Annotated in this window: 14 protein-coding genes and 1 tRNA gene; 14 read left to right on the plus strand and 1 reads right to left on the minus strand. The window is 72.7% G+C overall.

The annotated features are described in order from the left end of the window. The first annotated feature begins 39 nt into the window (after nt 1-39). From AB5J51_RS25020 to AB5J51_RS25070, 11 genes are all read left to right on the plus strand, one after another. On the plus strand, nt 40-804 hold the full coding sequence (locus AB5J51_RS25020; RefSeq protein ID WP_053791191.1) for a GntR family transcriptional regulator: 765 nt from the start codon (nt 40-42) through the stop codon (nt 802-804). A gap of 159 nt (nt 805-963) precedes the next feature. After that, nucleotides 964-2,085, plus strand: coding sequence for a TIGR03364 family FAD-dependent oxidoreductase (locus AB5J51_RS25025; protein WP_369778689.1), 1,122 nt, complete (start codon nt 964-966; stop codon nt 2,083-2,085). Between the two features lie 5 nt (nt 2,086-2,090). Further along, nucleotides 2,091-2,798, plus strand: coding sequence for a phosphonatase-like hydrolase (locus AB5J51_RS25030; RefSeq protein ID WP_369778690.1), 708 nt, complete (start codon nt 2,091-2,093; stop codon nt 2,796-2,798). Continuing rightward, nucleotides 2,795-3,844, plus strand: coding sequence for an ABC transporter ATP-binding protein (locus AB5J51_RS25035; protein WP_369778691.1), 1,050 nt, complete (start codon nt 2,795-2,797; stop codon nt 3,842-3,844). The genes AB5J51_RS25030 and AB5J51_RS25035 overlap by 4 nt, the downstream gene beginning before the upstream one ends. Next, the gene (locus AB5J51_RS25040; protein WP_369778692.1) at nt 3,837-4,835 is read left to right on the plus strand and encodes a 2-aminoethylphosphonate ABC transporter permease subunit; all 999 of its coding nucleotides are present in this window, start codon (nt 3,837-3,839) and stop codon (nt 4,833-4,835) included. Before AB5J51_RS25035 ends, AB5J51_RS25040 begins: the two co-directional genes overlap by 8 nt. Continuing rightward, the gene (locus AB5J51_RS25045) at nt 4,822-5,619 is read left to right on the plus strand and encodes an ABC transporter permease (RefSeq protein WP_369778693.1); all 798 of its coding nucleotides are present in this window, start codon (nt 4,822-4,824) and stop codon (nt 5,617-5,619) included. The genes AB5J51_RS25040 and AB5J51_RS25045 overlap by 14 nt, the downstream gene beginning before the upstream one ends. A 26-nt stretch (nt 5,620-5,645) precedes the next feature. Continuing rightward, nucleotides 5,646-6,743, plus strand: coding sequence for a 2-aminoethylphosphonate ABC transporter substrate-binding protein (locus AB5J51_RS25050; RefSeq protein WP_369778694.1), 1,098 nt, complete (start codon nt 5,646-5,648; stop codon nt 6,741-6,743). Between the two features lie 182 nt (nt 6,744-6,925). Further along, a complete protein-coding gene (locus AB5J51_RS25055; protein WP_369778695.1) occupies nt 6,926-8,461 on the plus strand; it encodes an alkaline phosphatase family protein in 1,536 nt (511 codons plus the stop codon). A 137-nt stretch (nt 8,462-8,598) separates the two neighbouring features. Then, a complete protein-coding gene (locus AB5J51_RS25060) occupies nt 8,599-9,378 on the plus strand; it encodes an HAD-IIA family hydrolase (RefSeq protein WP_053791198.1) in 780 nt (259 codons plus the stop codon). Nucleotides 9,379-9,457: 79 nt separating this feature from the next. Next, the gene (locus AB5J51_RS25065; protein WP_053791199.1) at nt 9,458-10,105 is read left to right on the plus strand and encodes a hypothetical protein; all 648 of its coding nucleotides are present in this window, start codon (nt 9,458-9,460) and stop codon (nt 10,103-10,105) included. 10 nt (nt 10,106-10,115) lie between these two features. After that, a complete protein-coding gene (locus AB5J51_RS25070; protein ID WP_053791200.1) occupies nt 10,116-10,853 on the plus strand; it encodes a class F sortase in 738 nt (245 codons plus the stop codon). Nucleotides 10,854-11,042: 189 nt separating this feature from the next. Here the strand turns inward: AB5J51_RS25070 and AB5J51_RS25075 are convergent. Further along, nucleotides 11,043-11,116, minus strand: a tRNA-Lys gene (locus AB5J51_RS25075). A 240-nt stretch (nt 11,117-11,356) separates the two neighbouring features. Between AB5J51_RS25075 and AB5J51_RS25080 the strand changes: the two genes are divergently transcribed. The 3 genes from AB5J51_RS25080 to AB5J51_RS25090 all read left to right on the plus strand — a co-directional run bounded on the left by AB5J51_RS25080 (nt 11,357) and on the right by AB5J51_RS25090 (nt 15,994). Then, nucleotides 11,357-12,745 carry a peptidoglycan-binding protein gene (locus AB5J51_RS25080; RefSeq protein ID WP_136225489.1) on the plus strand — a complete coding sequence of 463 codons (1,389 nt, stop codon included), beginning with the start codon at nt 11,357-11,359 and terminating at the stop codon, nt 12,743-12,745. An 11-nt stretch (nt 12,746-12,756) separates the two neighbouring features. Beyond that, nucleotides 12,757-15,183 (plus strand): SPFH domain-containing protein, encoded by a 2,427-nt coding sequence (locus tag AB5J51_RS25085; RefSeq protein ID WP_369778696.1) that lies wholly within the window; start codon nt 12,757-12,759, stop codon nt 15,181-15,183. A gap of 190 nt (nt 15,184-15,373) precedes the next feature. Then, the gene (locus AB5J51_RS25090) at nt 15,374-15,994 is read left to right on the plus strand and encodes a lytic polysaccharide monooxygenase (protein ID WP_369778697.1); all 621 of its coding nucleotides are present in this window, start codon (nt 15,374-15,376) and stop codon (nt 15,992-15,994) included. Nucleotides 15,995-15,997 lie beyond the last annotated feature (3 nt).

Here is a 15,997-nt window from a genome sequence, read left to right on the forward strand (position 1 = left end):
CGCTGATCTGCGTACACCCCCGCCGCGTACAGTCCCAGGGTGGAAGAACAGAACCAGCACCACCGTCCCGGCTCGCCCGTTCGGTCCGGGATTCCGGAGCACGGGCGCATCCCCAAGTACTACGCCGTCAAGGCCCTCATCGCCGACCTCCTCGACGACCTCGGCGAGGGCGGGCTGCTGCCCACCGAGCGGGATCTCGCCGAGCGGTACGAGGTGTCCCGCGAGACCGTGCGGCAGGCCCTGCGCGAGCTGCTGCTGGAGGGACGGATCCGCCGCTCCGGCCGCGGGACCGTCGTCGCCGGGCCGAAGCTCGAACAGCCCCTCTCCCTCGCGAGCTACACCGAGGGCGTACGGCGCCAGGGCCGCCGGCCCGGCCGTCACCTCATCGGGCTCGAGCAGTTCACCTGCCCGCCCGAGCTCGCCCCCGGCATCGGCGCCGAGCCCGGCGAGCCCGTCTGGCACCTGGAGCGCGTCCTGCTCGCCGACGACGAGCGGGTGGGCCTGGAGAGCACGTACATCCGGGTGGCGCGGGCGCCCCGCCTCGACACCGAATTCCAGCCGGACTCCTCCTTCTACGGGTACCTCCTCGACCGGCTCGGGATCTCGTTCGGGGACGCCGACGAGAAGCTGGAGACCGTCCTCGCCACCCCCCGCGAGGCCCTGCTGATCGGCACCCCGCCGGCCCTCCCCATGCTGCTCATCCACCGCTTCTCCCGGGACCAGGACGGGCGTCCCCTGGAGCGGGTGCGTTCGCTCTACCGTGGTGACCGGTTCAGCTTCACGACCCACCTCCGCCCTGAGTAGTCCCGAGCGGATCACCGCCAACATGCCGAAAAGGGACGTACTCAAGGCCCATGCAGGTAACGAGAAGGTAACGGGTCTAGTCCAAGCGTCGAGGGTTGTTCACCGTCCCGTTGCCACCGCGATCCCCCCGGTCCACGGGCCGAGACCACCGTGGAGCGCGTGAGAGTCATAGTCGTCGGAGGCGGCGTGGTCGGCACCATGCACGCCTGGCAAGCAGTCGAACGCGGCCACGAGGTCGTCCAGATCGAGCGAGAGGCGGAGGCCAGAGGCGCGTCACTGCGCAATTTCGGCCAGATCTGGGTCAGCGGACGGGCCGGGGGCGAGGAGCTCGAGACCGCCCTGCGGGCCCGCGAGCTCTGGGAGCGGATCGGCGCGGAGGTGCCCGGCCTGGGCTTCCGCGCGATCGGCTCCCTCACCCCGGTCCGGGGCGCCCGCGAGTACGCGGTCGCCGAGGCGGCCGCCGCCCGCCCCGACGCCGCCGCCCGGGGCTACGAACTGGTCACCGCCGAGGAGGCCCGGCAGATCAACCCCGCCCTGCGCGGCGCCTTCGATGCCGCCCTGTGGTGCGAACGGGACGCGGCCGTCGAGCCGCGCACCGCCCAGCTCCACCTGCGCGCAGCCCTCGGGGCGAGCGGCCGCTACACCTTCCTGCCCGGACGGGAGGTGCGCGAGGTCGTCGGCAACGGCGCCGTCCGCGACGACCACGGCGACGTCCACCGGGGCGACGCCGTCATCCTCGCCACCGGCGCCTGGCTGTCCGGACTCGTCCGCGAGCTGGTCCCCGACCTGCCCGTACGCCGCGTCCGGCTCCAGATGATGCAGACCGCCCCGCTCGGCGAGGAGCTCACCACCTCCATCGCGGACGCCGACAGCTTCCGCTACTACCCCGCGTACAAGAGCGACGCGCTCGACGCCCTCAACGCCGGGCAGGCGCAGGCGCCGATCGCCGCCGCGCACAAGATGCAGCTGCTGATGGTCCAGCGTCAGGACGGCGGACTGACCATCGGCGACACCCACGAGTACGAGCACCCCTTCGCGTTCGACACCCTCGAAGACCCGTACGCGTACCTCACCGAGGTCGTCGAGTCCTTCCTGGGCCGCCCGCTGCCGGAGATCCGGCGCCGCTGGGCGGGCGTGTACGCGCAGTGCACCGACACCACCCGCGTCGTCCACCGCCAGCAGGTGGCCGACGGCGTCTGGCTGGTGACCGGACCCGGCGGCCGCGGGATGACCTGCTCGCCCGCCATAGCCGAGACCACCGCGAACGAACTGGGCTGGTAGAGAACATGAGCAACAGCAGCACGAAGAACGCGTCCCGCAACCTCGTCGTCCTCGACATGGCCGGCACCACCGTCGCCGACGGCGGCCTCGTCGAGCGCGCCTTCGAGCGCGCCGCCGAACGCATCGGCGTCGAGCCGGGCACCGCCGAGCACGCGGCCAAGCTCCAGTACGTCCGCGACACCATGGGCGAGTCGAAGATCTCCGTCTTCCGCCACCTCTTCGGCACGGAGGAGATGGCCCAGCGCGCCAACACCGCCTTCGAGGAGGCGTACGGCGAGCTCGTCGACGGCGGGCTCATCGCCCCGATCGCCGGCGCCCGCCAGGCCATCGAGAAGCTCCGCGCCGACGGCCGCACCGTCGTCCTGACCACCGGCTTCGCCCGCGTCACCCAGGACGCCATCCTCGACGCCCTCGGCTGGCAGGGCCTGGCCGACCTCACCCTGTGCCCCGCCGACGCGGGCGGCCGCGGCCGGCCCTACCCCGACATGGTGCTCGCCGCCTTCCTGCGCACCGGGGCCGCAGACGACGTACGGGAGGTCGTCGTCGCCGGCGACACCGCGTACGACATGCTCAGCGGCCGCCGCTCCGGCGCCGGGATCGTGGCCGGCGTCCTCACCGGCGCCCACGACCTCGCCGCGCTCACCGAGCACGGCGCGACCCACGTCCTCGACTCGATCGCCGAACTGCCCTCGGTCCTGCTGGAGTCGGCGTGAGCGGCATCCGCTTCGAGGGCGTCAGCGTCGCGTACGGCGGCAACACCGTGCTCGACCGGCTCGACCTGAGCGTCGAACCCGGCGAGGTCATGGCGCTGCTCGGTCCCTCCGGCTCGGGCAAGACCACGGCGCTGCGCGCGGTCGCCGGCTTCGTACGGCCCTGCGCGGGCCGGGTGCTGATCGGCGGCCGGGACGTCACCGCGCTCCCGCCGCACAAGCGCGGCATCGGCATGGTCGTCCAGCAGTACGCGCTCTTCCCGCACATGCGGGTGGAGGACAACGTGGCGTTCGGCCTCAAGGCGCAGAAGGCCCCCAAGGCCGAGATACCCGGGCGCGTCGCCGAGGCGCTGGAGATGACCGGCATGGCGGCGTACGCCAAGCGCTACCCGCGCGAGCTCTCCGGCGGGCAGCAGCAGCGCGTGGCGATCGCCCGGGCGCTGGCGATACGGCCCGGGGTGCTCCTGCTCGACGAGCCGCTGTCCGCGCTCGACGCGCAGCTGCGCTCCGGGATGCTCGCCGAACTGGCCCGGCTGCACCGTGAACTGCCCGACGTATCGATTCTGTACGTCACGCACGACCAGGTGGAGGCACTGACCCTCGCCGACCGGATCGCGGTCATGGACAAGGCGCGGCTGCAGGACTGCGGCACTCCGCAGGAGCTGTACCGGGCGCCGCGCACCGAGTTCACCGCGTCGTTCGTCGGCAACGCGAACCTGCTGCCGGTCACCGTCGCCGACTCGGGTGCGCTCTTCGCCGGGCGGGCGCTGGAGCTGGACCGCGGGCAGGCCGCGCCGGGCGCGAGCGCGACCCTGTGCGTACGGCCGCACCTGCTCGGCCTCGGGCCCGGCCCCAACGCGCTGACCGGCGCGATCGCCGAGGTGCAGTGGCGGGGCTCGACGCACCGGCTGTACGTCGACGTCGACGGCCACCGCGTCAAGGCGGACCTGCCGGAGCTGCGCGAGACGCCCGCGCTGGGCGACACGGTGACGCTGCACTTCGAACCGCGCGACGCGGTCCTGCTGTCGGCGGGGGTCTGCGATGGCTGAGGTCCCCGCCCCGGCCACCACGACCGTCCCGCAGCAGGCCCGCCCCGAACACCAGGCCGGGGCCCGGCACCGGAACAAGAACCAGACCGTACGAAGCTTCGCACCGGGCGGTCCCGACGGCCCGGGCGGAGCCCCGGGCGGCTTTGCGGCCCCCGCCGCACGGGCGCCCCGTACCGTGCCCGGCTGGCTCTGGTCCGTACCGCCCGTGGCCGTGCTCGCGCTGGTCTTCCTCTACCCGCTCGCGCTGGTCGTCCAGCAGTCCCTCACCCCCGAGAGCGGCGGCGGCGCCTTCGACGCGTACACCTCCGTCTTCGGCTCCCACGCCTTCCGCGAGGCGCTCGGGACCACGGTCTGGCTGGCCGCCGGCGCCACCGTCGGCTGCCTCGCCCTCGGCTTCGCACTCGCGCTGATCATCGCGTTCGTGCCCTTCCCCGGGGCGCGCGGCGTCGCGAAGTTCATCGACGTCTTCCTCTCCTTCCCCTCCTTCCTCATCACACTCGCCCTCCTCTTCATCTACGGCACCGTCGGCATGGCCAACGGGGTCTGGACCGACGTGACCGGCGCCGCCGAAGGGCCGTTCCACTTCCTCACCACGCCGTGGGGCGTGCTGCTCGCGGAGATCACGTACTTCACGCCCTTCGTGATGCGTCCGCTGCTCGCCGCCTTCTCCCAACTCGACACCGCCCAGCTCGAAGTGGCCTCCTCGCTCGGGGCGAAGCCCGCCCGTATCATCCGGCGCGTGATCCTCCCCGAGGCCCTTCCGGCGCTCGCCGCCGGCGGCAGCCTCGTCCTGGTCATGTGCCTGAACGAGTTCGGGATCGTCCTGTTCACTGGAGCCAAGGACGTCACCACGCTCCCGATGCTCGTCTACGGCAAGGCGATCCTCGAATCCGACTACTCGGCCGCCTGCGTGGTCGCCGTCGTCAACATCGCGATCTCCGTCGGCCTGTTCGGCCTCTACCGGGTGGTGAGCAAGCGTGCTGGTGCATAGCAGGAGCGGCCGCTGGGCCGTCTGGGGCCTGTTCGGGCTCCTCTTCCTTCCCCTCTTCGCGCTGCCGCTGCTCGTCGTGGTCGCCGCGTCCTTCTCCACCCACTGGTCGGGCGCCTTCCCCTCCGGCCCGACCACCGGGAACTACGCCTCCGCGGTACAGGGCGAATCCCTCCAGGCGCTGACCACCTCGCTGGTCACCGCCCTCGTCGCGAGCCTGCTCGCGCTCACCGTCGGCACGTGGGCCGCGCTGGCCGCAGCCGGGCTGAAGAAGCGCGGAAGACGCTCCCTGGACGCCCTGTTCATGCTGCCGGTCGCCGTGCCGTCCGTGGTCGTCGGCCTCGCCGTCCTGGTCGCCTTCAGCAAGCCCCCGCTGCTGCTCAACGGCACCAGCTCAATCGTGATCCTGGCGCACACGATTCTTGTCACGGCGTTTGCCCACCAGTCGGTTTCGGCCGCCATCGTTCGTCTCGACCCCGCGCACGAACAGGCGGCGGCCTCCCTGGGCGCCCGTCCCGCTTACGTGCTGTGGCGGGTCAAGCTTCCCCTCCTGCTGCCGTCCCTGACGGCGGCCGCCGGACTCTGCTTCGCCCTGTCCATGGGCGAGCTGAGCGCCACGATGATGCTCTACCCGCCGGACTGGATGCCCCTCCCGGTCCGGATCTTCACCGCCACCGACCGCGGTTCGCTCTTCGGCGGCTCCGCCGTCGCCGTGGTCCTGATGGCCGCCACCCTGCTGGTCCTCCTGGCCGTCTCCCGCATCCGCACCAGAGCCACGTACCGCTGACTCCCTTTTCCCCGTAAGGAAGTTCCATGTCCAGCAACCTCAGAAACGCCGACAGCCGTCGCCGCCTCCTGCGCATCACCGCCTCCGCCACCGGCAGCCTCGCCCTCGCCGCCGGCCTCACCGCCTGCGGTGGCTCGTCCTCCGACGGGTCCAAGGGCGGCGAGAAGATCGTCACCGTCTACAGCGCCGACGGCCTCAAGAGCGACAAGGGCGACGGCTGGTACGACAAGGTCTTCGCCGACTTCACGAAGAAGACCGGCATCGAGGTCAAGTACGTCGAGGGCGGCTCGGGCGAGATGGTGCAGCGCGCCGTCCGCGAGAAGACCAACACCCAGGCCGACGTACTGGCCACCCTGCCGCCGTTCATCCAGCAGGCGGACGGCAAGGGCCTGCTCCAGGCGTACAAGCCGCAGGGATCCGACAAGGTCAACGGGGCGAACAAGGCCGCCGACGGCAAGTGGACCTCGGTCGTCAACAACTACTTCGGCTTCGTCTACAACAAGAAGGAACTCGCCGAGGCGCCCAAGACCTGGGAGGAGCTGCTGGACGGCAAGTACAAGGGCAAGCTCCAGTACTCCACCCCGGGTGTCGCGGGCGACGGCACCGCCGTCCTCATCAAGGCGATGCACGACTTCGGCGGCAAGGAGCCGGCGCTGGAGTACCTGAAGAAGCTCCAGGCCAACAACGTCGGCCCGTCCTCCTCCACCAGCAAGCTCGCGCCGAAGACCGACAAGGGCGAGCTGCTCGTCGCCAACGGCGACGTCCAGATGAACTTCGCCCAGTCCAAGTCCATGCCGAACCTGGGCATCTGGTTCCCCGCCAAGGACGGCGGCAAGCCGACCACCTTCGCCCTCCCGTACGCGGCCGGCCTGGTGGACAAGGCCCCGCACACCGAGAACGGCAGGAAGCTCCTCGACTACCTGCTCAGCGAGGACGCCCAGAAGCTGGTCAGCGAGGTCGGCGGCGGCTTCCCCGCGCGCACCGACGTCAAGCCGACCGACGCCAACGCCGTCGAACTCACCAAGCTGATGACCGGTGTCGAGGTCTTCGAGCCGGACTGGGCCGACATCGACAAGAACCTCGCGGGCTACGTCGACGCGTGGAAGTCGGCCACCGGAAGCTGACTGGTTGCCTCCTGGTCACCCACGACCAGGAAAGTGACGCTTGCATAACGGGTCTGGACCGAAGCCCGCACCTTCGGTCCGGACCCGGCGCACGTCCCCGCGCACTTCGCGGCGTACGCCCTCAGATACGCCCCCATGCAAGTCCACCTGCGCCTTCCCCACGATTACTCCCGGAGGAGTACGTGCCCACTGTCCTGTCAGGACGCGCCCTCGCCGTGACCGCCACCGCCACGGCCCTGCTCGCCACCGCCCTCACGGCGCACGCCGCCACCGCCGAAACGGCCGCCACCACTGCGGCGATCACCGACAAGGTCCTCGTCATCGGCATCGACGGCACGGTCCTGGACCGCGTCAAGGCCGCCAACGCCCCCCACCTGCAGGGCCTGATGGCCCAGGGCCTCACCGCGAAGAGCACCCTCTACGCGAACCCGATGGCCGCGACCTCCTCGGGCCCCGGCTGGTCCACCATCGCCACCGGCGTCTGGCCCGACAAGCACGGCGTGAAGGACAACACCTTCACCGGCAAGAACTACACGGCCCACCCCGACTTCCTGACCCGCATCGAGAACGCCAAGCCGTCGCTCAACACGTACGCGGCCGCGGACTGGGAGCCCATCACCTCCACCGACGCGGGCGGCCCGATCTTCTCCGCCAAGGTCGACAAGCGCCTCAGCCTCAAAGGCGACCGGGACGGCTACGGCACCGAGGACCCGAAGATCGCCGCCGCGGCCTCCGCCGAGCTGCGTGACCAGAACCCGGACGCCGCGTTCGTGTACTTCGGCCAGGTCGACGGCGCCGGGCACTCCTACGGCGCCGCCAGCCAGCAGTACCTCGACGCGATCGGCCGCGTCGACGCGATGGTCGGCCAGCTCCTCACCGCCGTCCAAAACCGCCCGACGTATGCCCAGGAGAACTGGAAGATCCTGGTCACCACCGACCACGGGCACACCGACGCCGGCGGTCACGGCGGCTCCACCATCCAGGAGCGCGGCACCTTCGTCATCGCCAAGGGCGCGGGCATCCCGGCCGGTTCGGTCCGCACCGACGTCAAGCTCGTCGACGTGGCGGCCACCGCCCTCGCGCAGGTCGGCGTCGACCCCGGCTCCGCGATCGACGGCATCCCGCTGAACGCGCCCGACGACAACGACCCGTTCGACACCCTGCGGCCGAACCTCCAGGGCCGCGTGGGCGAGACGGGCATCCCCGCGGGCGTCAAGGGCTTCACGCACACGCCGCCGGCCGGCTGGGCCGTCGACAACTCCAAGATGGGCACCGGCGGCGTCACCGAGTGGGCCGGCTGGGCCTTCGCGACCGACGAGTTCTGGAGCCAGGCCCAGCGTGACCAGTGGCGCGAGCTGAACGTCCGCTCCCGCGACGTGTTCGCCGTCGCCGACTCCGACGAGTGGGACGACAAGTCCCACACCGGCTCCTACGACTCCACCCTGATCACCCCCAAGTGGGCGGTCACCGGCGGTACCACGAAGAACCTGACCTTCCAGACCCACTACCACCACGAGGCCGGCCAGACCGCCCAGGTCCTGGTCTCCTACAACGGCGGTACGCCGACCGTCGTCAAGAGCTACACCGCCGACGCGGTCGCCAGGTCGGAGTCCCTGGCCCTCCAGGTCCCGGCCGGCGCCACCGACGTCCAGATCCGCTTCCGCTACGCCGGCACCAACAACTGGTACTGGACCGTGGACAACGTCAAGCTCGGCTGATCCAGGCCCCCCGCGGTCCGGGCTGTGGACGCCCGAAGCGTCCACGGCCCGGCCCCGATAGGGTGGTTCAGACCAGCGGTCGCAGGCCGAAGGTGACAGGTCAGAGGTCACGGCCACCGAGAGCGGAGAACAGTCCAGTGGCAGAGCGCAAGCCGATCGAATCCTGGCTCACCGACATGGACGGGGTCCTGATCCACGAGGGCACCCCCATCCCGGGCGCCGATGCCTTCATCAAGCGGCTGCGCGAATCCGGCAAGCCCTTCCTGGTCCTGACCAACAACTCCATCTACACCCCGCGCGACCTCCAGGCCCGGCTGTCCCGCATGGGCCTCGACGTCCCCGTCGAGAACATCTGGACCTCGGCGCTCGCCACCGCCAAGTTCCTCGATGACCAGCGCCCGGGCGGCACCGCGTACGTCATCGGCGAAGCCGGCCTCACCACCGCCCTGCACGACATCGGCTACATCCTGACCGACCACGAGCCCGACTACGTCGTCCTGGGCGAGACCCGGACGTACAGCTTCGAGGCGATGACGAAGGCGGTCCGCCTGATCAACGCCGGCGCCCGCTTCATCTGCACCAACCCCGACGAGACCGGCCCCTCCACCGAGGGACCGCTCCCCGCCACCGGCGCCGTCGCCGCGCTGATCACCAAGGCGACCGGCAAGCAGCCGTACTTCGCAGGCAAGCCCAACCCGCTGATGATGCGGACCGGCCTGAACGCCATCGGCGCGCACTCCGAGAGCAGCGCGATGATCGGCGACCGCATGGACACCGACGTCCTGGCCGGGCTCGAGGCCGGCATGCAGACCTTCCTCGTCCTGACCGGACTGACCTCCGCCGCGGACACCGAGAAGTTCCCCTACCGCCCGACCAAGACCGTCGACTCCATCGCCGACCTGGTCGATCTCGTCTGATCCGAACGGGTCAAGCCCGCGGCGCTCGGGATGCGGAGCGCCGCGCCGCGCGTGAACCTCCTTGTTGAGGAGGTTCACCATGCGCAGTGCTCTGATCGCTCTCCGTGTCACCGGGGTGGCCGTCGCCCTGACGGCGCTCACCGCCGTGTCCGCGCCCACCGTCCTCGCGGCGGGCGAGGAGAACCGCGGCGGCGTCTCGGTCGATCCGCACCAGGCCGAGCCGGGGGCGCAGGTCAAGCTGCGCGTCCGCGGATGTGAGGACAAATGGGCGTCCGCCAAGTCCGCCGTCTTCGTGTCGGAGGTCCACCTGTCGTCCGGCCGTGACGGGGACAGGACGCTGACGGGAGATGCGATGGTCAGCTCCACGGCCCAGCCCGGCTGGCACGACATCCGGGTGAAATGCGACGGGGGCGAGGACCGCGTCCGCGGCTCCATCGAGGTCGTCCGCCGGCGCGACGATCACGAGAAGGGCCATGACAAGGAGCGCGAGAAGGAGCGCGACCGGCCGGATCCCCACCGCTCTCCCGTCTGGCCCGTCCACGCGGGCGGCGGCGGCATGTCCGCCGAGCTCGCGGCGCAGGACCAGGCCGCGGCCGCCAAGAAGAACCACGGGGGCGACGGCCCCGGCCTTCCGCACACCGTGATCGGCGCCGTGCTCGCCGCCGCGGCCACCCTGGCCGTCGCGTTCCGGGCGCTCACGCTGCGCCGGCGCCGCAGCGGCGAGTGAGGGCCCGCCGGTGACGGGCTCGGGGGAGCCCAGGTCCTCCGGCGGCGGGCGGCTGCTGACCTTCGCCGCATGGTCCGTACTGGTGCTCGGCCTGTGGCTGTGGGGCCGCGAGATCACCGGCGTCCCGCCGAGCCCGTCCGCCGGAGCGGCGGGCGGTTCCTCGATCCCGGTCCCGGGGCTGCCCGTCGCGCACGCGCCGCTGGCGGCGTCCGTGCCGGCACGGGTCGACGTGCCGTCGATGGGCATCCAGGCACCGGTGATCTCCCGCGGCCTCGATGCCCAGGGCGCCATCGAGCCCCCGCCGTTCGAGCGCCCCGGCACGGTCGGCTGGTGGGGCGGCGGCGCCAAGCCGGGCGAGGCCGGGGCCGCGCTGCTCGTCGGGCACGTGGACACGGCCTCGAAGCCGGCGGTGTTCTACGGCCTGAGCTCGGCACGCCCGGGCGGCACGGTGCGCGTGGTGCGAATGGACGGTTCGGTCGCCGAGTTCACGATCGACGACGTACGGGTCTACGAGCGGGCCCGCTTCGACGCGCACCGCGCCTACGGACAGCGGGTCCCCGGCCGGGCCGAGCTGCGCCTGGTGACCTGTGGGGGAACGTACGACAAGGCGGCCAAGGAGTACACGGCGAACGTGGTCGTCTCGGCCTACCTGACGGGCACGACCCCGCCCCCGGGGCCGGGTACGGGCGCACGTACCGGCGCGGGCGGTGGCGCCGGAGCGGCAGTCCGGCCCGGCGCGGCGGCGTGAGGCGACACGCGCACGTTCGCGCGCACCCGCCCCGGCACCGCCGGCCGTCCGGTCCTCGACCGCGCGGCGCGCCCGGACCGCGGGAGGAGTCCGGGGACCGGCGCAGGAGGCCCCCCGCCACCCTAGGGCCGCGCGACACGACGAAAAAGCCCCTCGCAGCTTTCGCTGCGAGGGGCTTTCCCCTGTCTGTGCGCCGCCAGGGACTCGAACCCCGGACCCGCTGATTAAGAGTCAGCTGCTCTAACCAACTGAGCTAGCGGCGCTTGCTGACAGGGAAAACTCTACCCCACCTCGAGTGGTGCTCGTGACCAGCCGCGCCCGCCTTGTCCGATTAACCCATGTTTGAGGGGTTTATCGTGCACGATATGTCTGGGCCGAGCCGAATCTGATGCCCCGACAGATGCGTGGCCCGCCGGACCAGCGACGAGCAGGGGAGTGGACGGAACCGCATGACGATCCAGCCGCCGATGCATGTGCAGGTGCCTGCACCCATGCCTGCAGCGATGCCGATGCCCGTTTTCGAGGAGTACGAGCCCGCAGGCGACTGCGCCTGCCTCGGCTGCACGCAGCGCCGTCGTGCCCTCGCCCGCGCGAGGGCCATACCGCTCCGTGACGGCGGCCACCCGGCCGCCCGCGGGACCCGTCGGGCGCTGGTGCTGGCCACCACGGCGGGTGTGGTCCTGAGCGGTGGCGGCTCGGCCGCACTGGCGGCGGCGACCCCGGCCCCCGGCCCGGAGCCGGTCTCCCTGGACACCACCGCCGCCGACGTCCCGGCCCCCGATGCCCCCGCCCCCGAGGCCCCCGCGCCCGACATCCCCGGCTCCCCGCAGGGCGGCCGGTCCCCGCTGCACGGGCGCCCGGCACCGGCCAAGCCGGCGGGTCTGCCCGGGGCGCCGTCGGCCGTCAAGCGGATCGACCGGACGTCGATCATCACCCGGGCGAAGCTGTGGCTGGACGCGCAGGTCCCGTACAGCATGTCCACGTACTGGTCCGACGGCTACCGGCAGGACTGCTCCGGCTACGTCTCGATGGCCTGGAACCTTGGTACGAACGAGTGGACCGGCAGCCTCGACAAATTCGCCACCAAGATCACCAAGGAGGAGCTGCTGCCGGGCGACATGCTGCTCTTCCACAATCCGTCGAACCCCACCAACGGCTCGCACGTGGTGCTCTTCGGCGGGTGGGTCGACGAGACGCGCACGCACTACGTCGCGTACGAGCAGACCCGCCCGACCACGCGGAAGGGGGCCACCCCGTACGGCTACTGGACCAACGCGACGAAGTACGTGCCGTACCGGTTCAACGGGGTGACGGGCGGCATCACGGAGCCGGACCCGGCGACCGACCCGAAGCCGGCGGTCCCGACGGTCTTCCCCGGCGCCACGCAGTTCGGGCCGGGCGCGAACAACGAGTACGTCGCCCAGCTGGGCCGGATGCTGATCGACCGCGGCGGCCGCCGCTTCTACCCCAAGGGCGCGAGCACGGCCTGGAGCGACTCCGACCGGCTGGCCACCCAGGCCTTCCAGACCGCCCAGGGCTGGACGGGCGCGGACGCCGACGGGATCCCGGGCGCGCACACCTGGCAACTGCTCGTCGAACACAAGGGCAATGACATCCGGCCGACGGTGGACGCCGCACCGGGCCCCGCCGGGGTGCCGGCCTATCCGGGGCCGTCGGCGTTCCGCCCCGGGTCCACCCACCCGTTCATCGCCGGCCTGGGCCGCCAGCTGGTGAAGAAGGGCTTCGGCAAGAACTACACGTCCGGCCCCGGGGTCCGCTGGAGCGAGGCCGACCGCCGCAGCGTCGAGGCCTTCCAGCGCGCCCAGGGCTGGCGCGGCGCCGCGGCCGACGGCTACCCGGGCCCGGAAACCTGGCGCCGGCTGTTCGCATGACGGAGGCAACGATGTACCCCACGCACACCACCTCGACGACGGGCACCTTCCGCGTCCCCTCCGCGGCAGCCACGCCCCCGCCCGCCCCCCAGGCCCCGGCCGTGCGAGGCACGGGCAACCTGTACCCGACCCCACCCCACCCGCTGCGCGTCCCCACCGCGCTCACGGATCCGCTCCCGGACATGGCGCAGGCAGCTCCGACGGCCGGGCTTCCGGCCGCGGACCCCGTCCTCCCGGACCCCGTCCTCCCGGACCCCGGGCAGGCCGCTCGGGTGGCCGCGGCAGCGGCGGACCTGCCCGCGCACCCGGCCGGGGCGGGGGCCGAGCCTCCCGCCGAGACCTCGCGCCCCGTGGCTCCGCTCCCGCACGCGGCGCAGGCCGCTCCGGCTGCGGGCCCGCTCTCGTACGCCGCTCAGACCGGGCCAGGGGCCGGGTCTTCGGGCGTGGTGGCAGGGGTGGCGGATCCCGGCCGACGGGGGTGGGTCGCCGGAACTCCGGCCAGGCTGGTGGCCGCGCCGCGCGAGGTCGCCCTGCCGCACGGGCGCCCGGCGGCGGAGGCCGCCCGGAGCGAGGTCCCGGCGGCCCGGAACCGGGCCGAGGCCGAGCCGGTGCCCGCACTGGCCGGGGCCGTCGACCGCGCCGAGTCCGGCGGGGGCTCGTACGGCCACGAACCCGATCCGCTGGTCTGCGTACCGGCCCCGGCGGGGCCCGGCCCGGACGAGGCCGCGCACACCGGCGTGGCCACCCTGCGCCTGCGCGGCTTCGACGGTGGGGGCGAGTCGGCGCCCCCGCACGGGCAGGTGTGGCCGCCCGCCGGTCCCGAGGCGGATGCCGGGACCGAGCCGGCGGCGGACCGCCCCGCACAGCGGTACGGCGAGGCGTGGCCGCCCGCCGGCCCCCAGGCCGAGCCCGATCCCGAGGCCGCGGCACACGTTCGCGCCCCCGCGTACGGCGTGGCCGTCGGCCCCGAGGCCGAGCCCGAGGCCGGCCCCGAGCCGGCGCACCTGCACGGGCAGATCGGCCCCCAGGCCGGCTCCGACTCCGCGCACCCGCACGGCCGGGCCGGCCTCCAGGCCGATCCCGAGTCCGCCCACGCGTACGGCCAGGTCGGCCTTCGAGCCGCCGAGTCCGCCCACGGGCACGCGCACACGCTCGGGCACGCGCAGGGGCACGGAACGGCAGGACCCGGGGGGCCGTACGGCCCGGCCGAACCGGCCGTCGCAGTGCCCGTAGCAGTGCCCGGACCCGCGGTCGCGGACATCGTCGCGCAGGCCGTGGCCCGCGGGATGGGCGCGGAGCGCCAGGGGTCCGACCCGCAGGACCTGCCGCGCACCGCGCCCGCCCGCGGAGCCGCGGTCACCGAGGTGCCGGTGCACCTGCCGTTCCCCGGGGAGTCCCGGCCGGCCCAAGCCCAGTCCCAGGCCCAGGCCCAGGCCCAGGCCCAAGCCCAGTCCCAGGCCCAGGCCCAGGCCCGGCCCCCGGCCCCCGCCGCCGCGCCGCGGTCCCGTGCCGCCCGTCCCGCCCCCAGCCGCCGGGTCCCGCGCGGCGACGACCGGCTCCGGGAACACCGCGGGCCCGTGCTGCCCGGCTGGGTCGGCGTCGGCGTCGGCGGGCTCGCCCTCGCCGGCTGCCTGGCGGTGCTCTGGAGGGCCGGGGCGGTGCCGGCCACCCTCGTGGCCGCGTTCGGCGCGACCCCCCGCCCCTACGAGGGGCTCCGCGCCACCCACTGGCCGCCGCTCGCCTTCCTCGGCATCGTCGCGCTGCTCGCGCTCGGCGGACTGGGCCGCGCCAAGGCGGGCCACGCCTGGGTGCTGACCCTCTTCGGCCGCTACCGCGGCACGGTCCGCCGTACCGGCCTCACCTGGGTCAGCCCGCTCCTCCTGCGCCAGCGCGTCGACGTACGGCTGCGGCACTGGCGCAGCGAGCCCATGCCGGCCGTGGACTCCGGGGGCCTGGCCCTGCGGGTCGTCGTCCAGGTCGTCTGGCAGGTCAAGGACACCGCCCGGGCCACCCTCGCCGTCGAGGACCACACCGACTACCTCGCCGAGCAGGTCGAATCGGCGATGGCCCGGGTCCTGTCCCAGCTGCCCGCCGATGCCTTCCACGAGGACGCCCCGACGCTGCGCGACGCCGAGGCCGTCGGCGACGCGCTGACCCGGATGCTCGCGACCGAGACCGAGGCGGTCGGGATCGAGGTGTACTCGGCCCAGCCGACCCGGATCGAGTACGCCCCCGACGTCGCCGAGGCGATGCGGCGGCGCCGGGTCGCGGCCATCGACGCCAAGCACCGGGACACGGTGCTGACCTCGATCGTGGACGCGGTCGACGACACCGTCCACCGGCTGACCTCACGCGGGCTGGTCGAACTCGACGACTACGAGCGCAAGGCCCTCGTGAAGGACCTCACCGTCGCCTTCTACACGGGACGCCCGGAGTAGGGCGGAGCGAGGGAAACGCACCGCATGCGGAACGGGTGGCCGGAATCGACCGGACCACCCGTTCCCCCATTGGTCTGGACATGGCCAACTCCCGTCAATAGTCTGGTACTTGGTCTAGACCTGAATCCCCATGCTCGACCCCACGCGTGCGCACGCTCTCGCCGAACTCCCCCCACGTTCAAGGAGCATCATGCGTCCCATCCGCATGCCCGTTCACCTGCCCAGACGAGCCGGCGCCGCCGCGCTCGGCCTGGGGGCCGTCGCCTCCCTGGCGCTCCTCACCGCCCCCACCGCCAGCGGCCACGGCTACACGGACACCCCCATCAGCCGCCAGAAGCTCTGCGCCAACAAGACGGTCTCCGACTGCGGCCCGATCCAGTGGGAGCCGCAGAGCGTCGAGGGCTACAAGGGCTTCCCGGCCGCCGGTCCGGCGGACGGGAAGATATGCGCCGGGGGACACAGCGAGTTCGCGCAGCTCGACGACCCGCGCGGCGGGGCCTGGCCCGCCACCAAGGTGACCAGCGGGCAGAGCTACGGCTTCCGGTGGCAGTTCACCGCCAACCACTCCACCACCGACTTCAAGTACTACGTCACCAAGAACGGCTGGGACCCGACCAAGCCGCTCACCCGCGCCGCCCTCGAGTCCCAGCCCTTCCTCACCGTCGCCTACAACGGTGCCCGGCCGCCCATGACCACCGTCCACCAGGGCACCATGCCGAGCGGCAAGACCGGCCGGCACATGATCCTGGCCGTCTGGACGGTCAACGACACGGCCATGGCCTTCTACGCCTGCTCCGACGTCCAGTTCTGACCT

Source organism: Streptomyces sp. R33, from assembly GCF_041200175.1.
GTDB classification, from domain to species: domain Bacteria; phylum Actinomycetota; class Actinomycetes; order Streptomycetales; family Streptomycetaceae; genus Streptomyces; species Streptomyces katrae_B.